We start from the raw sequence: 21,371 nt of genomic DNA, 5'->3' as shown, positions 1-21,371 counted from the left end.
GTTCACGTCGCGGCGGTGGCGGGCGCCACCTCGACCAGGCAGTCGTAGAACGACGGCGCCCGGCCGATGTCGGTGAGCCGCTGGTGCGTCAGCTCGTTGACGTTGCGGCCTTCCAGCCCGAGCTTGCGCCACCAGATGCCCAGCGCGTTGACGACGCCCGGCCGCGCGCGCGTCGACAGCCGCGCCTTGCACAGGTAGCTGCCGCGATCGTTGAACAGGCGCACCGTGGCGCCGTCGACGATGCCGCGCGGCAGCGCGTCGGCCTCGTGGATCTCGACCAGCGGCTCGCCCTCGATGTCGCGCAGGCTGGCCACGTTGACGAAGCTGGAGTTGAGGAAGTTGCGCGCCGGCGGCGAGATCATCGCCAGCGGGTAGCGCCGCGCCAGCCCGGGCGCGGACAGCGCCGACTCGTGGTTCGGCACGAAGTCGGGCACGCCCAGGCCGGGCGCGTCGATCACGCACTTGCCCGAGGGCGTGGCGAAGCCGCCGTCGGCGAAGGGCGCGTCGGGCAGCGGCAGCTTGAGCCAGCCGTCACGGCGCAGCGCCTCGAAGTCGATCTCGCGCAGCGCGGCGCGCGCCAGCGTCTCGTCGTCGTCGCGGAAGCAGGCTTCGTCGAAACCCATCGCCGCGGCCAGCTCGCGGAAGATCTGCGTGTTGGGCTTGGCCTGGCCGAGCGGCGGGATCGCCGGCTCGTTGAACATCACGTAGGTGTGGCCGTAGCTGGCGTGCACGTCGAGGTGCTCGAGCTGCGTGGTGGCCGGCAGCACGTAGTCGGCGTGGTCGGCGGTGTCGGTCATGAACTGCTCGAGCACCACGGTGAACAGGTCTTCGCGCGCGAAACCCTGCACCACCTTGGGCGACTCCGGCGCCACCGCCACCGGGTTGCTGTTGTAGACCACCAGCGCCTCGATCTTCGGCCCGAACCCGGGCGAGGCCTCGCGCAGCAGGTCGTCGCCGATGGTCACCATGTTGACGGTGCGCGGCCGGCGCGCGCCGAGAAGCTCGGGCCGCTGCAGCGCCACGTCGTCGCGGAAGCGCTTGAACCAGCTCGAGGCCGACAGCAGCATGCCGCCGGCCGGATGCCGCCACGCGCCCACCAGGCAGGGCAGGATCGCCACCAGCCGCACCGCGCTGCCGCCGCCGTGCACGCGCTGCATGCCGTAGTTCAGGCGGATCGCCGCCGGCTTGGTCGTGCCGTAGTCGCGCGCGAGCTGGCGCACTTCGTCGGGCGTGATGCCGCAGACCTCGGCGGTGCGCTCGGGCGTCCATGCCATCGCCCGCTCGCGCAGCGCCGGCCAGCCTTCGACGTGGCGCGCGATGTAGTCGTGGTCGAGCCAGTCGTTGAGCACCAGCTCGCGCATCAGCCCGAGCGCCAGCGCGCCGTCGGTGCCCGGCAGCAGCGCGATGTGCTGGTGGCACTTGTCGGCCGTCTCGGTCTTGCGCGGATCGATGCAGACCAGCTTCGCGCCCTTGCGCTTGGCCTGCTGCGCGAAGGTCCAGAAATGCAGGTTGGAGGCGATCGAGTTGCTGCCCCAGATCAGGATCAGTTGGCTGTCGGCGTAGTGCGCCAGGTGCATGCCGAGCTTGCCGCCGTAGGTGGCGGCCAGCGCCTCGCCGCCGGCGCTGGAGCAGATGGTGCGGTCGAGCAGCGAGGCGCCGAGGCGGTGGAAGAAGCGCGCCGCCATGCTCTCGCCCTGCAGCAGGCCCATGGTGCCGGCGTAGCTGTAGGGCACGATGGCCTGCGGGTCGCGCGCGGCGATCGCCTTCAGCCGCGCGGCGATGTCGGCCAGCGCCGCTGCCCAGCTCACCGGCTCGAAACGGCCGCTGCCCTTGGGGCCGACGCGCCTGAGCGGCCGCAGCACGCGCTCGGGGTGGTAGGTGCGCTCGGGGTAGCGCGACACCTTGGTGCACAGCGCGCCGTGCGTCGGCGGGTGCGCCGGGTCGCCCTGCACCTTGACCACGCGGCCCGCCTCGACCGTGACGAGCAGCGCGCAGGTGTCCGGGCAGTCGTGCGGGCAGGCGGCGCGGACGGTCGATCGGGGCGTGGCGGCAGGCATGCGCGAACTATTGCACAGCGCCCCGCGCCACGCGGATGCGGGGGCACCTTATCCTCGTTGCGCCTCGTGAGGAGCCCCCGTGATGAACCGTCGTGACGCGATCCGCCGCGTGGCCGCCGCCGGCGCCACGCTCGCCCTGCCCGCCCTGCCCGTCCGGGCGCAATCGTCGCGCATCGTGCTCGGCCAGTCGGCCGCGCTGAGCGGCCCGGCCGCGCAGCTCGGCATCCAGATGAACCGGGGCGCGAAGCTCTTCTTCGACCAGGTCAACCTCTCCGGCGGCATCAACGGCCACACCATCGAGCTGCGCGCGCTCGACGACGGCTACGAGCCCGACCGCTGCAAGGCCAACACCGAGAAGCTCATCAAGGACGAGGTGTTCGCGCTGATCGGCTACGTCGGCACGCCCACCTGCGTGGCCGCGCTGCCGCTGGTCAACGAGGCGAAGATCCCCTTCTTCGGCCCCTTCACCGGCGCCGAATCGCTGCGCGACCCGTTCAGCAAATCGGTGTTCCACCTGCGCGCGAGCTACTACGACGAGACCGCGCTGATCGTCAAGCAGCTCACCTCGCTGGGGCTGAAGAAGATCGCCGTGTTCTACCAGGACGACGCCTACGGCCTGGCCGGGCTCGCCGGCGTGACGCGCGCGCTCAAGCCGCTGGGCCTCGACCCGGCGGCGCTGGGCACGGTGCAGCGCAACACCGTGGACGTGGCCAAGGCGGTGGCCGAGATCGTGCCGAAGCGGCCCGACGCGGTGGTGCAGATCAGCGCCTACAAGTCCTGCGCCGCCTTCATCCGCGAGGCGCGCAAGGCCGGCTACGGCGGCACCTTCTTCAACGTCTCCTTCGTCGGCACGCAGGCGCTGGCCGACGAACTGGGCCGCGAGGGCCGCGGCATCATGGTCAGCCAGGTGGTGCCCTTCCCGTTCTCGACCACCACGGCGATCTCGCGCGAGTACCTCGACGCGGTGGCCAAGGCCGGCGGCGACACGCAGCCCAACTACTCCAGCATGGAGGGCTACCTCGCCGCCAAGGTGTTCACCGAGGGCCTGCGCCGCGCCGGCCGCAACCCGTCGCGCGAGGGGCTGGTGAGCGCGCTGGAATCGATCCAGAAGGCCGATTTCGGCGGCTTCCGCGTCGATTTCGGCCCGAGGGACCACGTGGCCTCGCACTTCGTCGAGGTATCGATGCTCACCGAGGACGGCAAGGTCCGGCGCTAAGATGCCCTCCGGTCCTGCGCCGGAGTGCATGATGAAGCTGATCGAATCCATCCTCGCCGACGCCGCGAGCATCGCGGCGCTGCGGCGCGACATCCACGCCCACCCGGAACTCTGCTTCGAGGAGGTGCGCACCGCCGACGTGATTGCGCGGCAGCTCACCGACTGGGGCATTCCCATCCACCGCGGCCTGGGCAAGACCGGCGTGGTGGCGATCCTGAAGAACGGCAGCAGCGAACGCGCCGTCGGCCTGCGCGCCGACATCGACGCGCTGCCGATGACCGAGCACAACCGCTTCGCGCACGCCAGCAGGCACCCCGGCAAGATGCACGCCTGCGGCCACGACGGCCACACCGCGATGCTGCTCGGCGCGGCCAAGCACCTGGCGAAGCACCGCCATTACGACGGCACGGTCTACCTGATCTTCCAGCCCGCCGAGGAAGGCGGCGGCGGCGCGCGCGAGATGATGCGCGACGGCCTGTTCGAGAAGTTCCCGATGGAAGCGGTGTTCGGCGCGCACAACTGGCCGGGCATGGCGGCCGGGCAGTTCGCGCTCAAGACCGGGCCGTGCTTCGCGTCGAGCAACGAGTTCCGCATCGTCGTGCGCGGCAAGGGTGCGCACGCCGCGCTGCCGCACAACGGCATCGACCCGGTGCCCATCGCCTGCCAGATGGTGCAGGCCTTCCAGACCATCATCACGCGCAACAAGCGGCCCATCGACGCCGGCGTGATCTCGGTGACGATGATCCACACCGGCGAGGCCACCAACGTGGTGCCCGAGTCCTGCGAGATCCAGGGCACGGTGCGCACCTTCACGATCGACGTGCTCGACCTGATCGAAGCGCGCATGAAGACGATCGCCGAGCACACCTGCGCCGCCTTCGGCGCGCAGTGCGAGTTCGAGTTCCACCGCAACTACCCGCCGACCATCAACCACGACGCCGAGACCGCCTTCGCGCGCGGCGTGCTGGCCGAACTGGTCGGCGCGGCGAACGTGCTGGAGTTCGAGCCGACCATGGGCGCCGAGGACTTCAGCTACTACCTGCTCGAAAAACCCGGCTGCTACTTCCTGATCGGCAACGGCGACGGCAGCCACCGCGACGGCGGCCACGGCCTGGGGCCCTGCAACCTGCACAACCCGAGCTACGACTTCAACGACGAGCTGATCCCGCTGGGCGCGACGATGTGGGTGCGCATGGCCGAGGCCTGGCTGGCCCGGCCACGGGGCCGGTGAACGCCGCCGCGCACTTCTCGCACGGCTACGCGCAGGCGCGTGCGCGCTTCCTCGCGGCGGCGGAAAGCGCCGGGCTCGACGTCGAAAGCCACGTGCACCCGCTGCTCGGCCGCGACGGCGAGACGCTGGCGATGGACGTGGCGCGCGAAGGCGCCAAGGACGCGGGCGCGCTGCTGATCGTCAGCAGCGGCTGCCACGGCATCGAGGGCTTCTGCGGCTCGGGCGTGCAGCATGCGCTGCTCGGCGATGCGTCGTGGCACGCGCTGCTGCGCGACAGCGGCGTCGCGGTGCTGTACGTCCACGCGCTCAACCCCCACGGCTTCTCGTGGTGGCGCCGCGTCACGCAGGAGAACGTCGACCTCAACCGCAACTTCCACGACTTCACGCGGCCGCTGCCGGCCAACCCGGGCTACGACGAGATCGCCGCGCTGCTGGTGCCACCGACCTGGCCGCCCTCGCCCGAGGTGGCCGCGGCCCTGCAGCGCCACCTGGCCGCGCACGGCCTGGGCGCCTTCCAGCAGGCCGTGACCAGCGGCCAGCACGAGCACCCCGAAGGCCTCTTCTACGGCGGCCGCAACCCGACCTGGAGCCAGGTGACGCTGCGCCACGTGCTGCGGGAACACGGGCGGCGCTGCGCGCGGCTGGCCTGGATCGACCTGCACACCGGCCTGGGCCCGAGCGGCGTCGGCGAACGCATCTTCGCCGGGCGCGACGACGCCGCGGCCACCGCCCGCGCACGCGCCTGGTGGGGCGGGAACATCACCTCGATCCACGACGGCAGCTCGTCCTCGGCCCCGCTGACCGGCCTGATGTGGACGGCGGCCCACGACGAATGCCCGCAGGCCGAGTACACCGGCATCGCGCTCGAATACGGCACCGTGCCGGTGATGGCCGTGCTGGACGCGCTGCGCGCCGACCAGTGGCTGGAGAACCACCCCGAGGCCGGCGCCACGCAGCGCGAGGCGATCAAGCGGCAGATGCTGACGGCCTTCTACACCGACACCGACGCCTGGAAGCAGGCCGTGCTGGCGCAGGCCTTCGACGCGGCACGGCAGGCGGTGGCCGGCCTCGCGGCGCGCTGAGCCTCAGCGCAGCAGCCCGAGCGCGCGCAGCTCGCGCGCGCACTGCTCGGCATCGGCGAAGCGGATCGCCCGCCAGCCGGCGTCGCGCGCGGCTTCGACGTTGCGCGCCACGTCGTCGATGAAGAGCGTGCGCGCCGGGTCGAGCGCCAGCGCGCGGGCGCAGTGCTCGAAGATCGCCGCCTCGGGCTTGCACAGCCCGACGCGCGACGAGAACACGCCACCCCGGAACAGCGCGACGAAGTCGTGCGCCGCCTCCAGGTGCCGCGCATAGGGCTCGGGCATGTTGGAGAGGTAGTACAGCGGCCGGCCGGCCGCGTGCAGTTCGCGCAGCAGCGCCACGCTGCCGGGGATCGGCCTCAGCGCGGCGGGCACCGCCTCGATGACGCGGCGCGCCTCGTCCACCGCCAGGCCGGTGCGCGCGGCGATGCGCTCGGCCAGCGCGACGGGCTCGACGCGGCCGCGATCGAAGTCGCTCCAGTCGCCGCGATAACCCTGGAAGATCTCCTCGACCCAGCGCTGCGCCGAGGCCTCGTCGCCGACGTGGCGCGGCAGCAGGCGCGCCAGCAGCGCCAGCGGGTGCCAGTCGAACAGCACGCCGCCGAAATCGAACACCACATTCATGCGCGCAATCGCGCCAGCAAGCCCGCCGTCGACGCATCCAGCCCGCCCGCATCGCCCGAAGCCAGGCGCGGCAGCAGGTCGCCGCACAGCGCCTTGCCCAGTTCCACGCCCCACTGGTCGAAGCTGTTGATGCCCCACAGCGCGCCGCTGGTGAAGACGCGGTGCTCGTACATCGCGATCAGCGCGCCCAGCGAGCGCGGCGTGAGCTGGTCCAGCAGCAGCGTGGTGCTCGGCCGGTTGCCGGGGAAGCTGCGGTGCTTCGCGATGATCGCCGCGTCGAGTTCCTTCGCTGCCGTCGGCGCACGTTCGCTCGAAGCCTGCTCGCTGGTCTTGCCCAGCATCAGCGCCTGGCTCTGCGCCAGGCCGTTGGCGAGCAGCTTGGCGTGCAGCTCGGCCAGCGCATGCGTCGGCCGCTTGACGAGGATGAACTCCACCGGGACCACGTCGGTGCCCTGGTGCAGCATCTGGAAGTAGGCGTGCTGGCCGTTGGTGCCCGGCTCGCCCCACACCACCGGGCTGGTGGCGTAGGGCAGGCTCGCGCCGTCGAGGTCGACGCGCTTGCCGTTGCTCTCCATCTCGAGCTGCTGCAAATAGGCCGGCAGGCGCTTCAGGCCCTGATGGTAGGGCGCGACGCTGCGGCTCGTGAAGCGGTGGAAGTTGCGGTACCACACGTCGAGCAGGCCGAGCAGCACCGGCAGGTTCCTCGCCAGCGGCGCTTCGGCGAAATGGCGGTCCATCGCATGCGCGCCGGCCAGCAGCGCGCGGAAGTGCTCGGCGCCGATCGCGATGGCGATCGGCAGCCCGATCGCGCTCCACAGCGAGTAGCGCCCGCCCACCCAGTCCCAGAAGCCGAAGGTCGTCGTGATGCCGAACTCGGCGGCGGCCTTCACGTTGGTGGTGGTCGCGACGAAGTGCTTCGCAATGTCGCCGCCGCCGTTGGCGAGGAACCAGGCCCTGGCCGCCTGCGCGTTGGCCATGGTCTCCTGCGTCGTGAAGGTCTTGCTGGCGACGATGAACAGCGTCTCGGCCGGGCGCAGGCGGCGCAGCACCGGCGTGATGTCGTGGCCGTCGACGTTGGCGACGAAGTGGAACTGCAGCCCCGGGTGCACGAAGGCGTCGAGCGCCGGCACGGCCATCTGCGGCCCCAGGTCGCTGCCGCCGATGCCGATGTTGACGACGTGGCGGATGCCGCTCGCGGCGACGTCGCGCACCGTCTCGGCCCAGGCCAGCATCGCATCGAGCACGCCGTGCACCTGGTCGCTGAACGGCCCCTGCCCGCGCGGCGCGCGCAAGGCGGTGTGCAGCACCGCGCGGCCTTCGGTCAGGTTGATGGCCTCGCCGCGCAGCATCGCGTCGCGGCGCTGCTCGAGCCGGCATTCGCGCGCCAGGTCGGCGAGGAACTTCAGCGTCGCGAGGTCGACGAGGTTCTTCGACAGGTCGGCGAAGACTTCCGGCGCCTCGAAGGACAGCGCGGCGAAGCGCCCCGGGTCGCGCGCGAAGGCTTCGCGCAGGTCGAGCTCGCGGCCGTGCGCCTCGTAGTGGCCGGCCAGCGCGCCCCAGGCTTCGGTGCGATCGCAGCGCGGCGCGTCCATCACAGCGCCTCGATCATGCGGTCGAGCTTGACGGCGTCCGCCGCGAAGGCGCGGATGCCCTCGGCGAGCTTCTCGGTCGCCATCGCGTCCTCGTTGAGCGCCCAGCGGAAGCTCGCTTCGTTGTAGGTCACCGCGTGGATGGCCGCCTTGGCGGCGGCGGCCGGGTCGAGCGCGCGCGCCACCGGCGCGCTGCCGGATTGCAGTTGCGCCAGCAGCTCGGGGCTGATGGTCAGCAGGTCGCAGCCGGCCAGCGCGAGGATCTGGCCGGTGTTGCGGAAGCTCGCGCCCATCACCTCGGTGTCGATGCCGAACTTCTTGTAGTAGGTGTAGATCTGCGCCACCGACTTCACGCCGGGGTCGGCGGCGCCGGCGTTGGCCGCCTCGTCCCAGGCGGCGCCGGCGGCCTTCTTGTGCCAGTCGTGGATGCGCCCGACGAAGGGCGAGATCAGCCGCACGCCGGCCTCGCCGCAGGCCACCGCCTGGCAGAAGGCGAACAGCAGCGTCAGGTTGCAGTGCGTGCCCTCGTGCTCGAGGATGCGCGCCGCCTGGATGCCCTCCCAGGTGGCGGCGATCTTGATCAGCACGCGCTCGCGCGCGATGCCGGCGTCTTCGTACATCGCGACGATGCGGCGCGCGCGCGCCACCGTCGCGGCGGTGTCGAAGGACAGCCGCGCGTCGACCTCGGTGGACACGCGCCCCGGCACCACGCCCAGGATCTCGCGTCCGAAGCGCACCAGCACGTTGTCGACGATCTGGTCGAGCGGCTGGCCGCGGTGCGCCGCCACGGTCTCGGCCAGCAGCGGCGCGTAGTCGGGCTGCTGCACCGCCTTGAGGATCAGCGAGGGGTTGGTGGTGGCGTCGCGCGGCGCGAAGGCGGCAAGCTGCCTGAAATTGCCGGTGTCGGCGACGACGGTGGTGAATTGCTTGAGCTGGTCGAGCTGGTTCATGGCCGCAAGAATCGTCCGGCACGCGCCGGCAGGCGTATTAGAACCCGCGCGTTGACCGGTGCAGGAAACCCATGCATCATCTTTGAAGAAACTTTGTTACGTCGCCCCAGGCGCCGGCCCGTCATGTCCTTCGACCTCGTCTTCTTCGGCGGCACCGGCGACCTCACCTGGCGCAAGCTGATGCCCGCGCTGTTCCAGGCCTGGCGGCACGGCAAGCTGCCCGAGGGCGGGCGCATCCTCTCGGTGGCGCGCGACGAGCGCAGCGACGACGACTACCGCCGCTTCATCGAAGAGCGCTTCATCGAGGTGGAAAGCGCCAAGCGCCCGAGCGGCGAGGAGTTCGCGCGCTTCGCCGCGCTGCTGCACTACCGCCGCATGGACCTCTCGCTGCCCGAGCACTACGCCGGGCTGAAGGCGTGGCTGGCGCAGCGCAACGCCGACACCGTGGTGCTGTTCCTGGCCACCAGCCCGCACCTGTTTCCGCAGATCGTCGAGCAGCTCGGCCGCGTCGGGCTGAACGGGCCGAACGTGCGCGTGGTGCTGGAAAAGCCGCTCGGCCACGACCTCGCCAGCGCGCAGGAGATCAACCGCGTGGTGCGCGCCGCGCTGCGCGAGGACCAGGCGCTGCGCATCGACCACTACCTCGGCAAGCCGGCGGTGCAGAACCTGATGGCGCTGCGCTTCGGCAACGCCCTGTTCGAGCCGCTGTGGCGGCGCGAGAGCATCGCCAACATCCAGATCACGCTGGCCGAGAGCCTGGGCGTGGGCACGCGCGGCGACTTCTACGACCGCACCGGCGCCTTGCGCGACATGATCCAGAACCACGCGCTGCAACTGCTGACCATGGTGGCGATGGAGCCGCCGAGCAGCAACGACGCCGACGCGATCCGCGACGAGAAGCTGAAGGTGCTGCGCTCGCTCGAGCCCTTCACGCCCGAGAGCGTGGCGCGCGACGTGGTGCGCGGCCAGTACCGCGCCGGCAACTGCGACGGCGCCGCCGCGCCGGGCTACCTGGAGGAGCCCAAGGTGCCGGCCGACAGCCGCACCGAGACCTTCGTCGCGCTGCGCACCGAGGTGCGCAACTGGCGCTGGGCCGGCGTGCCCTTCTACCTGCGCACCGGCAAGCGCCTGGCGGCGCGCGACGCGCAGATCGTCGTCAACTTCCGCCCCGCGCCGCACAGCATCTTCCCGGGCCTGAACCCGCCCAACAGGCTGGTGATCAAGCTGCAGCCGGAAGACGGGCTGGAGCTGCACCTGCTGGCCGCCAAGGGCGCGGGCACCAGCGACGCGCTGGCGCCGGTGTTCCTCGACCTCGACTTCGACAAGGCCTTCGCCGAGAACCGCGTCGGCGCCTACGAGCGGCTGCTGCTCGACGCGATCGCCGGGCGGCTCAACCTGTTCGTGCGCAGCGACGAGCAGGAGCAGGCGTGGCGCTGGGTCGAGCCGGTGCTGGCCGCCTGGGCGCAGGACGACGCCGCGCCGCGCCCCTACGCGGCAGGCACCTGGGGGCCGGCCGCGGCCAGCGCGCTCGTCGCGCGCGATGGTTTTGCGTGGGCGGAGGAGCAGTGAGCGACATGCTCGATCGTGTCGAGGCTTCGATCCCTGCCCTGCCGCCGGCCGAACAGCGTGTCGCCAAATTGCTGCTGGCCGACCCGCGCGCCTTCGCGACGCTGCCGGTGGCCGAGCTCGCGGAGCGCGCCCACGTCAGCAAGCCGACGGTGGTGCGCTTCTGCCGCAGCGTCGGCTACGACGGCCTGGCCGACTTCAAGCGCAAGCTCGCCGGCAGCGTCAACGAAGGCGTGCCCTTCGTGCACCGCGCGGTCGACGAAGACGACAAGACCGGCGACATCCTCGTCAAGGTGATCGACAACAGCGTCAGCGCGCTGCTCAAGTACCGCAACGACGCCGCCGGCCACGCCTTCGAGCGCGCCATCGCCGCGCTGGCGGACGCCGGCCGCGCCGGCAAGCGCATCGAGTTCTACGGCGTCGGCAACTCGGGCATCGTCGCGGCGGACGCGCAGCACAAGTTCTTCCGCCTCGGCGTGCACGCCACGGCCGTGGTCGACGGCCACGTGCAGGTGATGAGCGCCACCATGCTCGGCCCGGGCGACTGCGCGGTGATCATCAGCAACTCCGGGCGCAGCCGCGACCTGCTCGACGTGGCCGAGATCGCCCGCCGCAAGGGCGCCACCGCCATCTTCATCACCGCCAGCGGCTCGCCGCTGGCGCAGATGGGCCAGGGCGGCGCGACGCAGATCCTGCTCGCCGTCGACCACCCCGAGGACTACGACCGCTACAGCCCGATGGTGTCGCGGCTGCTGCACCTGACGGTGATCGACGTGCTGACCACCGCCGTCGCGCTGCGCCTGCCCGGCGAACTGCGCGCGACGCTGCAGGAGATCAAGAAGAACCTGCGGGCGAAGCGCTACGCGCGGACGGAATAGCGCGAACCCAAAGCTGGAAGCCGCTCTTGAAAACGAGGCAGGGTTGCTCCCCACATAGCTGTACGTATTGATTTCCGCCTTGCAGCCCGATTGGGATCTGGCTGAGCATAGCGTCCGGTGGAGGCATCGTGATCGCGGAAGTGGTTGTAGAACATCCCGCTCTCGGCGTCGGCGTATTGGCCTGGGAAACGCAGATTGAAGGCGAAGGCGCCAAGGCTCTGGGGGTTGGTGTCGGGCGCGGAGGTGCCAAAGGGCTCGGCCGGCCAACGCCAGCGCTGCTGCCCAGCGGTGTTGAGTACGATGCGCAGAGTGGCTAGGTGGTCAGCGTAGTCAACAAGCATTCACTTGTCATCGAAGTATCTGACGACCAACGGCGCGGTCAGGTAAGCAATGACGAAAACTGGCAGGACCACCAGGGGTGACATCAGACTTCCAGCCCAGTCCATGCCCAAAAACATGTCGATGACGGCCATTAGGAACAGCGCGATAACGCTGATGATGGCTGCAGATCGCAAGCGCCGGAAGGTACTCATTTTGGCAACTCACAGTCATCGCACTTAGTGATCTCGGAACTCGTCACTACCCCTCGGCCGAGAAATACACCCGCCGAAATGTCTAGGCCATACACAGGCCCACTCAATGACGGCCAACCAGAGGAGAGGCTACCAATCCTCATGGCTCCCCATGACGCACCTCCACCAACCGCAGAGGTTGCCGAGATAGCGCCTGCCCAACCATTCGCGATGCCTGTCTTGGGGCAAGGGAGTACGTCCGTGAATGACGCGGGGGAAGAGTTGGCGGTGTACTTCAGCCCCACTCCCGCCGCCAGCGTAGGAACGTAGCCTTTGATGTGGGCCTTGACGCCGCACTTGCATTCCGACGTCAGATCGAAGGTAAAGAGCGCAGCTTCGATGCCATCAATGATGCCTCCACTACCCACTGTCCCGGACCAAGCCACCAGCCCCGACGGATCTTTGAACGACACCGGGTTCCCACCCACATATGCGTAAGTATTGATGCCGCCTGCGAGCCCGATGGGATCGCTTTGAGCGTACCTGCCTGTGGAAGCATCGTAGTCGCGGAAGTAGTTGTAGAACAGCCCGCTCTCGGCGTCGGCGTACTGGCCCGGGCAGCGCAGGTTGAAGGTGAACGTTCCCAGGCTTTGCGGGTTGCAAGTGCATGGCATGGAGCAAGTGGTTCGCTTGTAGCCACCATCGCTATACCTTCTTGTTTGTCTTGCCAGAGTCCCAGTCTGCGAACAGCTCTTTGTTCCAGATCTTCAACAGCCCGACGACCGTGCCGCCGACCTTTTCCTGCAGTTCAGCGAGAGAACACACCTTCATCTCGTCGAGTGTCACGTCAATGACCAAGCGCGGGTTCTCTCCCAGCCGTTCAACTTTGGCGAAGCAAAGATTCTGGTCATCATCCAAGTAGATGTTCAGATACGGATACTTCATTGCTCACTTTGCCGTTGGCGTCGTACTTGTAGTTGGTCACCGGTGCGGGCGACGCGGGCGGGGCGGGCAGAGTTTGAGCACCCGCGCCGAGGACGGCCAGCGCAGCACCGACGCAGAAGACGCGCTTGATGCTCATTGTTCACTCACTCCCCGTCGGAAGCCTGGTGATGGGAAAGGCAAGACCTGACCCGCCCCCTCGGTCAGTTCATCGCCTGAGCCTCAGCAGTCATGCCCTCTTGCGTGCGATTCCCGCTCCCGTAGACGTAGACTGAGAAGCCCTTTGGTACCTCTGCAAGTTCGGCAAGAGCTTCGCGTCCCCTCCGCTGTCGCAGGAGTGCTTCCGCTCGGAGAAGTCGACAGGAATTGAGGTAGTAGGAAAAGCCTTCGTGCAATGAAACCCGGACTGCCTTGCTGAGGACTATTTCGGCTTCTATGTGCCGGCAGGCTTGCAAGTAGAGCAGCCCGAGCTGGTACATGTCTGCCGGCTCTTCAATGCCCAATGTCAGTATCCCCTCCAGGTCCTCAATGGCTTGCTCTAGGTTTCCGCTTTGCTCAAAAACCGACGCACGGCGACGCAACCCAGCAACTTGCGTTGATGACTCTTCGAGCAACCACTCACAGATCAATAGTGCTTCCTCGTACTGCCCTTTCTTCGCAAAGTCATGGGCCTTACGCGAGATCGCCTCGAGTTCAGTTTCACTGGTTGGTCGCCTTGCGGGTAAAACATTTTGATTCATCGCTCCACCTTGTTCCCACCACAACGCTCACTGACAAGGCCGCGTGCGCAAGACTCGACGTCCACATAGCCGCCCGTAACTCCGCGCCCACGTCGCCTACCGGTTACTTGCTGCCCGCGAATCAGCTCCGTGCATTCGGCACGAGCCCATCGCCACTCCTTCTCGCACTCGGCGGCATCGCCGCTCACACTCATGCACCAGTCGATACCGCGACTGATGTAAGGCTGCAACCACGGGTTCACATAGCGATCAGTCAACCAATAGCTACCAACCCCGACGGCAGTCGCCGCCGCTGCCGGCGCAACCCAAGGTGCGAGCGACATGGCAGGTGCAGGAATCGGAATCGCCGGCACAGGCTGAAGTCCGTCGGGGTCCGAGTAGCTCAGCGGGTTGTCACCCACATACCCATAAGTATTGATGCCGCCTGCGAGCCCGATAGGATCACTCTGGACATACCTCCCCATGGAAGCATCGTAGTCGCGGAAGTAGTTGTAGAACAGCCCGCTCTCGGCGTCGGCGTACTGGCCCGGGTGACGCAGGAAGAAGGCGAAGGCACCGAGGCCCTGCGGGTTGGCGTTCGGCGCAGTGGTGCCGAAGGGCTCGGCCAGCCAGCTCCAGCGCTGCTGCCCCGCGGTGTTGAGCACGATGCGCGGCGTGGCCAGGTGGTCGGTGTGGATGTAGTAAGCCAGCGGCGGGTTAGCCGCGTTGGCCGGGTCCGGCGTAAAGACCGCCACTGGGGTATTGCCCAGCCACACGTACTCCCGGATCGCCGTGCCGTTTGAGTTGTACTCGCCCAGCAGCTGGCCCTGCTGGTCGTAGACGAACAGCACCGTGCTGGCCGGGCCTGTGTTGTCGAACTTGCGCACCCTTCGCCCGAAGCCGTCGACGCTGTAGGTGGAGGTGGTTCCCGCCTTGAGCAGCGTGGCCATGCGCCCGGCCAGGTTGTAGGTGGCGGTGTAGGTGTCGCTGACGGTGTTGCCGGCGTTGTCGTAGCCGAAGCTGCGGGCCGGGTTGGTGGTGCTGGTCAGCCGGTTGCTGGTGCTGGCGGTGGTGTAGGCGCTGGTGGTGCCGTTGAGGGTGAGGCCGGTGCGGTTGCCGTTGGCGTCGTAGCCGATGCTCCAGCTGGCCGAGGCCGTGGTGATGCCGCTCAGGCGCCCCAGCTCGTCGTAGCTGAAGCTCTGGTCCAGCGCCGCCTGGGCCGCGCCGGTGGTGGCGTCGTAGTGCTGGTAGCCGGTGATGCGGTCGGCCGCGTCGTAGCTGATGTCGCGCAGGCTGTCGCCCAGGTTCTGGCGCACCAGGCGGCCCGAGCTGTCGTAGATCCAGCTGTGCTGCCGCGTGCCGCTGGCCATCTGCCACAGCCAGCTGCGCGGGCCGCCGAAGGGCTCCCACTGGATCTGGCTGAGCAGGCTGGTGGCGGCGCTGCTGCCATCCGGCGCCAGGGCGAGCGAGCTGGGCTGGCCGCCGGTGTAGCCGATGACCAGCTTGCGCCCGCTCGGGTAGGTCAGGCTGGTGAGGTTGCCCGCCGCGTCGTAGGTGTAGGTGACGGTGCTGCTCACCTGCGCGGCGTTGGCGCCGCTGGCGGCGCTGACGCGCTGCGTCTCGGTGAGCAGCCGGCCCTGGGCGTCGTAGGTGTACTGGCTCGAGCCGGCCGGGTGGGTGGCCGAGGTGAGGCGGCCCACGCCGTTGGAGAAGCCCGCACCGGTCTGGTCGTAGGCCCAGGCGTAGTTCAGGCTGGTCTGCCCGCTCTGGCTGTAGACCACGCCGGTGAGCCGGTTCAGCGCGTCGTAGCCGTAGGTGGCCAGCACGCCGCGGCTGTATGGGCGTGTCTTCGTTGTTGCCACGTAGCAGCCGCAATAGTCTTGCCAGCAATGGTCGTTTTGCAACGACCAAAGAACCAGCGAACTGACAGTTAAGCCACCGCCATTGCCGGCTTGCGTACTCTCAAACATCATCGTGATCAGGAGTCTGCCTTCGAAGTTTGCGCCAGAACCAAGGAATCAGTCTGAACCACTGCAAGTATCCGATCGCACAAAAGGCAAGCCATAGGATCGTGAAACCAATCCATGGCGGGGCGTCGTTAATCAAGGCAAGCAGGGTTCCATCATTGATGTTGGCCAAGATCGCGATGCTTCCCGAAACCAGCAAGCCGCTCGGGAACGTGAGAGCCAACATTGCCCATGCAAACAGGACGCCAGCGTCGCTGCGTGGACCCGGCTCGTAGGCATACAACGTGAGCGAGAGTACTGCGCAGCACAACACCAGCCAAACCGCAAGCAGAATTCGACTCATCACCGCTTGCTCCTCCGGCCCGAGCTTGGGTGTCCGATATATGGGCGATCAGTCGGTGTGCTGGATGAGCACTCATACCGGCAAGAATTCAGCACCTCTTCAGCCCACTCCTGACAGTCGGTCGCAAACGGAATGCCATAGGTCGGCCGAGGACCATCCAGGCGGCGCTGAATACAGCTCTCGATGCAGGCATTGTCGGGTTCCTTCTGCTCGCAACGTGCCGCATTGAACTCGTCGTTACTCGGCTTGCCAGGGCCCCAAAGGACATCTGTCCGCTTCTCGCCTCGCTGATCTTGCCCACCGCACTGACCGGGCACACACAAATAGCGGTGATGAGCCATAGGCACATTGGACATCGCCCATGTCGCGCGCCCTTCTCCAAGGGCACCAGTCAACGCATGCAACGGCGCTCTGCACATGTAAGTCGCCAATCCCAGCGGATCCGTCAGTGCAGTCGGCTGACCTTCTGCATATGCGTACGTATTGATCCCTCCCGCGAGCCCGATGGGATCACTCTGTGCGTAGCTCCGCCCAGGCACCCATCCGCCGTAACCGAGGGCGGTTTGCTGAGGCGCGATGCGGGCTTGCGGGGCGAAGTAGAAGACGGCCTCCCTCGGGCTGTGGCGTTTTGCTCTAGAGGCGCATTCTGGCTCATGCGCGCACGCGCGGGGAAGCCTGAAGGATGCCGCGGCTACCACGGCGGACACGGGGCTCATGCGCGCACGCGCGGGGAAGCCTGCGCGTGACCGCGCAGCCAGCGGCTAAGAGGAAGAGGCAGAGGCCGGGCGTGACCAGGCCGAGGGCTTGGTCAGTCGCGATGGAACCAGGGGTAGCCGACCCGCTCGTAGTACTCCATCGCCATGCGGCGCTCGTCGCTGCCGTTGCTGCTGTAGCCGTCCGCGCGTGGGTTGTTCGCCCAGTTCATGATGCCGGCCAGGTCGGCGACGAAGCCGCGCAGCACCTGTTCGGGCGTCACGCCGTCGCCCTCGCACAGCTCGACGAACTCGGGCGGCAGTTGCAGGGTCAAGCGGTTGGTCTTGCGGGGCATGGTCGGGACGTCAGGGTTGCAGGGAGGCGGCATCGGCCGCCGCCTCAGCCGCCAGGGCCTGCAGGAGCGCTTCGGCCGTGGGCTGAGGGTCAGGGTGCAGCGCGTCGGCGTTCGCGCCTTGGCGGGGCTGCAGACGCGCCGGATGGGTCGCCGTGTGCACGGCCTTGAGCTTGCCGATGCTCACCTGCGTATAGACCTCGGTCGTGCTCAGGTCGGCGTGGCCGAGCAGCGCCTGGATGTAGCGGATGTCCGCGCCGGCCTCCAGCATGTGGGTCGCACAGGCGTGGCGGAACAGGTGGCACGCGGCGTTCGGGTGCGTGGTCTGGAAGCGCTCCAGGTTGGCCCGCTCGATGGCCTGCTTGACGATGACCGAGAGCTGCTTGCCCTGCATCGCCTCGCCGTGCTTGGCCAGGAACAGGTGCCCGTCGTCGGGCAGCTCGACGTAGCGCTCGCGCACCTCGTAGAGGTAGCGCTGCACCCAGGCCACCGCCCGCTCGCCGATGGGCACCACGCGGTCCTTCTTGCCCTTGCCTTGGCGGATGAGCACCGTGCCGCGCGGCAGGTCCACGTCGTCGGTGTGCAGTTCGACCAGCTCGCTGCGCCGCATGGCCGGCCTTCGCAGTTTTAGCCTTGCCAGGCGCGGCTGCACTTACCTTGCCTTCCGTCGTCTCGCCCTCGGTCGAGGCCTTGGGCACCAGCTCCCAGCGCGTCGTGCGTGTCGCCACGCGCTCCAGCACGCAGACGATGCCGGCCGTGCCGCCGGCCTGCACGAGCTCGACGCCCTCGATGCGCTGGCCGGTCTCGCCGTAGCGCGTCGTCGTCGTCTCCGTATAAAGGCGTGCCCACGTCGGCGCCTCGGCGCCGAGTTCGGGCTGCTCGGGTTCAGACGCCGCCGCCAGGCCGCCCATCGCCTTCAGGAAGCCGTAGGCGTCACCTCGCATCGTTTCGATGCGACGTGTAGCCACGCTGCGACGCATCTGCCGATGCGTCTGTCGCCCCCGCACGCTCGCAGCAGACGCTGCCAGCATGCACGGGCTCGGGCGGTCGAACGTGTGCTCTTCGGCGGCTGGGGCCGCACGCACACTCGCTGGGCTGGACGCCCATCGTCACCCGTCAGGGGCGCCGCTGCCTGCACGCCACTCCGACTGAACGTCGGCGTGTCGCGCAGGAAGCCACCCCGCGTGGCGAACAGCGTGCACCGTGCCGGTCCTCGCTTCGAGGCTGAACGCCTCGTCGTCACCCAGGGTGGCTTCCTGCGCTGCGCTTCGTCAGCGGCGGGCTTCGTTCGCTCGCGCTCCCTGCACCCCAACCTCATGCGTCCGCGTGGGCGCGGACCCGGCGCTTGGACCGCGCCTGCACGAGGTCGGCCCCCGCAAGCGCTGCGGCTGGGCGTTCGCGTGCAGGGCCTCGGCCAGCTCGGCGAGCACGCGCGCCGCGCCGCTCAGCGCCGGCTCGGCGCGGCCGTCGTCGTCGAGCAGGCGGACCTCTTCGGAGTCGCCCGCGTTGTACAGGTACCAGGTGGGTGAGGGTTGCAGCGGCATGGCGGGCTTAGCGAGTGGCATCGCCTCCATGTAGCGATGCGCCGCATCGCCCATCCCTCCGCCCTTCCCGCCGGGAAGGGAACGAGTCGCCCTCTGCCGTCAGCGGTGCATGCCACTTCGTCCGCATGCACCGCCCACGGCGAGCGTCGAACGGCACGCCGCCGCGTCAAGGCCGAGCCCTTCGGGTGGCCGTAGTCCAGCCTGGACTCAGCGCTTACCGAGCAAGAACCACCGAATCAGTCCTCGGAGAAGTAATTGTCGATAGAGAGAGGAATGCCATAGCTGCCGATTTCCGTCATCAACTCCGCGGGCAACGTCGGACCTCCGTCGAAGCTTGCTTGGAAGTGACCACACCACCAAAGGGCGCGGAACTCAAGAGCAAGCGCGGCAATTTCTGCCTTTCGAGAGTGCAAACACCCCAGCAAGAACTGCAGACCCTCGTCCAAGGATTTCCATTCAGGATGGAACCCGACTTCGCCCTGACCGTTGTAGGCCCAGAAGGGTTGCTGCTGCCTTCTCGTTCCAGCCTGACTTTCTGCAAGGCTCAACTCAGCGCTTGCAACCAAGTTGAGCCGCCTAGAGATGTCAGCCGGCTCCAACTTGGGCCCCATAAATCGAAGCTCCACCGTGTAGGTGTGAGATGCCAGTCCACTTTCCTGCGTCATGGCACCACCACATTCGCTGGAATGGTTGGCCACAGTGGCGGCAGCAACGAAGGCAACATTCTCAGACACCGGTAAATGACATAGGAAGTACCCCCGACAATGACAACCGTCGCCGTCTTCTTGCAGGTATCGCCACAAGCATCTGGCGCAGGGGCTGGCGGTGGTGGCGGTGTGTTATCGCACTTCCCCGGCGGCCTCAAGTCTGAAGTGCAACACCTTACGCCGAGTAAGGTGCAGCCATGCAAGAAGGACGAACGAAGTACAGGCAACTCCAGCCTGAGGAGCGCATGCTGATCGCGAGCATGAAGCTGCAGGGCGCGAGCTTGCGGGAGATCTCCCGCAAGCTCGCGCGGCCGGCGTCGACGATCAGCCGGGAGGTCCGGCGCAACGGCGACGCCGCGAGCGACTACGCAAGCCACACGGCGATGGCCCTGCATGCCCAGCGGCGCACGGCGGCACGGCCGGCGGCCAAGCTCGATGCGCGCGGCGTTCTCTGGGGCGCGGTGCTCACGATGCTGAACTGGAGGTGGTCGCCGCAGCAGATCGCTGCCACACTGCGACGGGTGTTCCCCGACGAGCCTTGCCGCCACGTGTCGCACGAGAGCATCTACACGGCGATCTACGCCCATCCGCGCGGCGAGTTGCGCCGCCAGCTCATCGCCTGCCTGCGCCAGGGCAAGAGCACGCGCATGCCGCGCTCCAGGGGTACGGACCGGCGCGGGCAGATCCCCGAGATGCTCAGCATCCACGTGCGACCGCCCGAGGTCGATGACCGCGTGATGCCGGGCCACTGGGAGGGTGACCTCATCCGGGGCGCTGGCAACAAGTCTGCCGTGGGCGTGCTCGTCGAGCGTTCCTCGCGGCTGGTGCTGCTCGCGCGCATGCCCGATGCCACCGCCGAGTCCGCGCTCGCCGCCTTCACCGCCAAGCTGCGCCAGGTTGCCCAGCCCATGCGCCAGACGCTGACCTACGACCAGGGCAAGGAGATGGCCCGTCATGCCGAACTCGCCGCCGCCACCGGCGTGCGCGTGTACTTCTGCGACCCGCACAGCCCCTGGCAGCGTCCGACCTGCGAGAACACCAACGGCCTGTTGCGCCAGTACCTGCCCAAGGGCACCGACCTGTCGATCTACACCCAGGACGAACTCGATGCCATCGCCGATAGCCTGAACACCCGGCCTCGCGCTACGCACAACTGGCACAACCCCTTGCAGGTCTTCGCCGCTATGCTTCAAGCCGCCTCCCATCGAGAATCAGCCGAGATTCATTGAACCCGGTGTTGCGCTTCAAACTTGAGACCGCCCCCCCTGTGGGCGAACCTCGACTTACCCAGTCGGCATACGCCTCGGCAATCTCCTCTTTGTCGGCATCAGCATTTCCAGCTTGCTTCCAACACTTATGGAACCAGCGCTGGAACTCTCGATTGTTGAACCCATACCACTTGTCGCCTTTGTGCAGCCCCAATGGGTCCACGTAGCTGAGAGGGTTGCCCTCGACGTAGGCATACGTGTTGATGCCGCCGCCCAATCCGATGGGGTCACTTTGAACATACTTGCCTGTCGAGGCATCGTAGTCTCTGAAGTAGTTGTAGAACAGCCCGCTCTCCGAGTCGGCGTACTGGCCTGGGTGGCGCAGGAAGAAGGCGAAGGCGCCCAGGCTCTGCGGGTTGTTGTTCGGCGCGGAGGTTCCGAAGGGCTCGGCGAGCCAGCTCCAGCGCTGCTGGCCGGCGGTGTTGAGCACGATGCGCGGCGTGGCCAGGTGATCGGTGTGGATGTAGTACACCAGCGGCGGGTTGCTGCCGTTGGGCACGAACATGGCGATGGGTGTGCTGCCGAGCCAGACGTACTCCCGCAGGGCCGTGCCCGAGCCGTTGTACTCGCCCAGCAGCTGGCCCTGCTGGTCGTAGACGAACAGCACCGTGCTGGCGGCTCCGGTGCTGTCGAACTTGCGCACCCGGCGCCCGAAGCCGTCGACGCTGTAGGTGGAGGTGGTTCCCGCCTTGAGCAGCGTGGCCAAGCGCCCGGCCAGGTTGTAGGTGGCGGTGTAGGTGTCGCTGACGGTGTTGCCGGCGTTGTCGTAGCCGAAGCTTCGGGCCGGGTTGGTGGTGCTGGTCAGCCGGTTGTCAGCGTTGTAGAGGAACGAGGTGGGTGAGGGTTGCAAGTGCATGGCATGGAGCAAGTGGTTCGCTTGTAGCCACCATCGCTATACCTTCTTGTTTGTCTTGCCAGAGTCCCAGTCTGCGAACAGCTCTTTGTTCCAGATCTTCAACAGCCCGACGACTGTGCCGCCGACCTTTTCCTGCAGCTCAGCGAGAGAACACACCTTCATCTCGTCGAGTGTCACGTCAATGACCAAGCGCGGGTTCTCTCCCGGCCGTTCAACTTTGGCGAAGCAAAGATTCTGGTCATCATCCAGGTAGATATTCAGATACGGATACTTCATTG

At 67.8% G+C, this 21,371-nt stretch carries 26 protein-coding genes; 7 read left to right on the top strand and 19 right to left on the bottom strand.

Translation table 11 applies throughout. The annotated features are described in order from the left end of the window. Positions 1 to 2 precede the first annotated feature (2 nt). Positions 3 to 2,057 carry a molybdopterin-containing oxidoreductase family protein gene (locus QM792_RS04620; RefSeq protein ID WP_415148055.1) on the bottom strand — a complete coding sequence of 685 codons (2,055 nt, stop codon included), beginning with the start codon at positions 2,055 to 2,057 and terminating at the stop codon, positions 3 to 5. Positions 2,058 to 2,139: 82 nt separating this feature from the next. On the opposite strand from QM792_RS04620, the gene QM792_RS04615 reads away from it, so the two are divergent. Genes QM792_RS04615 through QM792_RS04605 form a run of 3 tightly spaced genes read left to right on the top strand, consistent with a single transcriptional unit; the run spans position 2,140 to position 5,586 of the window. Next, positions 2,140 to 3,273: an ABC transporter substrate-binding protein gene (locus QM792_RS04615; protein WP_415148053.1), complete on the top strand. Its 1,134-nt coding sequence runs from the start codon at positions 2,140 to 2,142 to the stop codon at positions 3,271 to 3,273. A 31-nt stretch (positions 3,274 to 3,304) separates the two neighbouring features. Further along, on the top strand, positions 3,305 to 4,504 hold the full coding sequence (locus QM792_RS04610; protein ID WP_415148051.1) for a M20 aminoacylase family protein: 1,200 nt from the start codon (positions 3,305 to 3,307) through the stop codon (positions 4,502 to 4,504). Further along, positions 4,501 to 5,586, top strand: coding sequence for a M14 family metallopeptidase (locus QM792_RS04605; RefSeq protein ID WP_415148049.1), 1,086 nt, complete (start codon positions 4,501 to 4,503; stop codon positions 5,584 to 5,586). The genes QM792_RS04610 and QM792_RS04605 overlap by 4 nt, the downstream gene beginning before the upstream one ends. Positions 5,587 to 5,589: 3 nt before the next feature. On the opposite strand, the gene QM792_RS04600 is transcribed toward QM792_RS04605, so the two are convergent. Genes QM792_RS04600 through tal form a run of 3 tightly spaced genes read right to left on the bottom strand, consistent with a single transcriptional unit; the run spans position 5,590 to position 8,746 of the window. Beyond that, complete coding sequence (locus QM792_RS04600; RefSeq protein WP_415148048.1) at positions 5,590 to 6,207, bottom strand: HAD family hydrolase; 618 nt, start codon at positions 6,205 to 6,207, stop codon at positions 5,590 to 5,592. Next, positions 6,204 to 7,799, bottom strand: a complete 1,596-nt coding sequence (gene pgi / locus QM792_RS04595) for a glucose-6-phosphate isomerase (RefSeq protein WP_415148046.1) — start codon at positions 7,797 to 7,799, stop codon at positions 6,204 to 6,206. The genes QM792_RS04600 and pgi overlap by 4 nt, the downstream gene beginning before the upstream one ends. Continuing rightward, entirely contained in the window at positions 7,799 to 8,746 is a 948-nt protein-coding gene (gene tal / locus QM792_RS04590) for a transaldolase (RefSeq protein ID WP_415148045.1), read from the bottom strand. Before tal ends, pgi begins: the two co-directional genes overlap by 1 nt. A gap of 123 nt (positions 8,747 to 8,869) precedes the next feature. On the opposite strand from tal, the gene zwf reads away from it, so the two are divergent. Further along, a complete protein-coding gene (gene zwf, locus QM792_RS04585; RefSeq protein WP_415148043.1) occupies positions 8,870 to 10,315 on the top strand; it encodes a glucose-6-phosphate dehydrogenase in 1,446 nt (481 codons plus the stop codon). A gap of 5 nt (positions 10,316 to 10,320) precedes the next feature. Further along, positions 10,321 to 11,190: a MurR/RpiR family transcriptional regulator gene (locus QM792_RS04580; RefSeq protein ID WP_415148040.1), complete on the top strand. Its 870-nt coding sequence runs from the start codon at positions 10,321 to 10,323 to the stop codon at positions 11,188 to 11,190. Here QM792_RS04580 and QM792_RS04575 read toward each other — a convergent pair. From QM792_RS04575 to QM792_RS04530, 10 genes are all read right to left on the bottom strand, one after another. Beyond that, positions 11,172 to 11,531 carry an RHS repeat domain-containing protein gene (locus tag QM792_RS04575; RefSeq protein ID WP_415148039.1) on the bottom strand — a complete coding sequence of 120 codons (360 nt, stop codon included), beginning with the start codon at positions 11,529 to 11,531 and terminating at the stop codon, positions 11,172 to 11,174. The two genes, QM792_RS04580 and QM792_RS04575, sit on opposite strands and share 19 nt — an antisense overlap. Beyond that, positions 11,532 to 11,723: a hypothetical protein gene (locus QM792_RS04570; protein ID WP_415148037.1), complete on the bottom strand. Its 192-nt coding sequence runs from the start codon at positions 11,721 to 11,723 to the stop codon at positions 11,532 to 11,534. Beyond that, on the bottom strand, positions 11,720 to 12,376 hold the full coding sequence (locus QM792_RS04565) for an RHS repeat-associated core domain-containing protein (protein WP_415148035.1): 657 nt from the start codon (positions 12,374 to 12,376) through the stop codon (positions 11,720 to 11,722). The genes QM792_RS04570 and QM792_RS04565 overlap by 4 nt, the downstream gene beginning before the upstream one ends. A gap of 31 nt (positions 12,377 to 12,407) precedes the next feature. Further along, a complete protein-coding gene (locus QM792_RS04560; protein WP_415148034.1) occupies positions 12,408 to 12,620 on the bottom strand; it encodes a hypothetical protein in 213 nt (70 codons plus the stop codon). Beyond that, positions 12,613 to 12,783, bottom strand: coding sequence for a hypothetical protein (locus QM792_RS04555; RefSeq protein WP_415148033.1), 171 nt, complete (start codon positions 12,781 to 12,783; stop codon positions 12,613 to 12,615). The genes QM792_RS04560 and QM792_RS04555 overlap by 8 nt, the downstream gene beginning before the upstream one ends. Positions 12,784 to 12,847: 64 nt before the next feature. After that, complete coding sequence (locus QM792_RS04550) at positions 12,848 to 13,384, bottom strand: tetratricopeptide repeat protein (RefSeq protein WP_415148031.1); 537 nt, start codon at positions 13,382 to 13,384, stop codon at positions 12,848 to 12,850. Beyond that, positions 13,381 to 15,189, bottom strand: a complete 1,809-nt coding sequence (locus QM792_RS04545; protein WP_415148030.1) for an RHS repeat-associated core domain-containing protein — start codon at positions 15,187 to 15,189, stop codon at positions 13,381 to 13,383. Before QM792_RS04545 ends, QM792_RS04550 begins: the two co-directional genes overlap by 4 nt. A gap of 136 nt (positions 15,190 to 15,325) precedes the next feature. Continuing rightward, the gene (locus tag QM792_RS04540; protein ID WP_415148028.1) at positions 15,326 to 15,673 is read right to left on the bottom strand and encodes a hypothetical protein; all 348 of its coding nucleotides are present in this window, start codon (positions 15,671 to 15,673) and stop codon (positions 15,326 to 15,328) included. Between the two features lie 808 nt (positions 15,674 to 16,481). After that, entirely contained in the window at positions 16,482 to 16,721 is a 240-nt protein-coding gene (locus tag QM792_RS04535) for a hypothetical protein (RefSeq protein WP_415148027.1), read from the bottom strand. A gap of 10 nt (positions 16,722 to 16,731) precedes the next feature. Next, on the bottom strand, positions 16,732 to 17,328 hold the full coding sequence (locus QM792_RS04530; protein WP_415148026.1) for a tyrosine-type recombinase/integrase: 597 nt from the start codon (positions 17,326 to 17,328) through the stop codon (positions 16,732 to 16,734). Positions 17,329 to 17,375: 47 nt separating this feature from the next. Between QM792_RS04530 and QM792_RS04525 the strand changes: the two genes are divergently transcribed. Further along, on the top strand, positions 17,376 to 17,531 hold the full coding sequence (locus tag QM792_RS04525; RefSeq protein WP_415148025.1) for a hypothetical protein: 156 nt from the start codon (positions 17,376 to 17,378) through the stop codon (positions 17,529 to 17,531). A gap of 458 nt (positions 17,532 to 17,989) precedes the next feature. Here the strand turns inward: QM792_RS04525 and QM792_RS04520 are convergent, their stop codons facing one another. The 3 genes from QM792_RS04520 to QM792_RS04510 all read right to left on the bottom strand — a co-directional run bounded on the left by QM792_RS04520 (position 17,990) and on the right by QM792_RS04510 (position 19,127). Continuing rightward, positions 17,990 to 18,262, bottom strand: coding sequence for a hypothetical protein (locus QM792_RS04520; RefSeq protein WP_415148023.1), 273 nt, complete (start codon positions 18,260 to 18,262; stop codon positions 17,990 to 17,992). A 236-nt stretch (positions 18,263 to 18,498) separates the two neighbouring features. Then, a complete protein-coding gene (locus QM792_RS04515; protein ID WP_415151663.1) occupies positions 18,499 to 18,996 on the bottom strand; it encodes a DUF4279 domain-containing protein in 498 nt (165 codons plus the stop codon). Then, positions 18,924 to 19,127, bottom strand: coding sequence for a hypothetical protein (locus tag QM792_RS04510; RefSeq protein ID WP_415148022.1), 204 nt, complete (start codon positions 19,125 to 19,127; stop codon positions 18,924 to 18,926). Before QM792_RS04510 ends, QM792_RS04515 begins: the two co-directional genes overlap by 73 nt. 39 nt (positions 19,128 to 19,166) lie before the next feature. Between QM792_RS04510 and QM792_RS04505 the strand changes: the two genes are divergently transcribed. Further along, positions 19,167 to 20,198 carry an IS30 family transposase gene (locus tag QM792_RS04505; protein ID WP_415148021.1) on the top strand — a complete coding sequence of 344 codons (1,032 nt, stop codon included), beginning with the start codon at positions 19,167 to 19,169 and terminating at the stop codon, positions 20,196 to 20,198. Here the strand turns inward: QM792_RS04505 and QM792_RS04500 are convergent. Next, a complete protein-coding gene (locus QM792_RS04500) occupies positions 20,152 to 21,093 on the bottom strand; it encodes an RHS repeat-associated core domain-containing protein (RefSeq protein ID WP_415148020.1) in 942 nt (313 codons plus the stop codon). The genes QM792_RS04505 and QM792_RS04500 overlap by 47 nt on opposite strands. A gap of 36 nt (positions 21,094 to 21,129) precedes the next feature. After that, positions 21,130 to 21,369, bottom strand: coding sequence for a hypothetical protein (locus QM792_RS04495; RefSeq protein ID WP_415148019.1), 240 nt, complete (start codon positions 21,367 to 21,369; stop codon positions 21,130 to 21,132). Positions 21,370 to 21,371: the final 2 nt, after the last annotated feature.

Origin of the sequence: Piscinibacter sp. (genome assembly GCF_047600445.1) — a bacterium.
Lineage (GTDB): Bacteria > Pseudomonadota > Gammaproteobacteria > Burkholderiales > Burkholderiaceae_C > Piscinibacter.
This window is presented reverse-complemented; position numbering and strand designations above follow the sequence as displayed.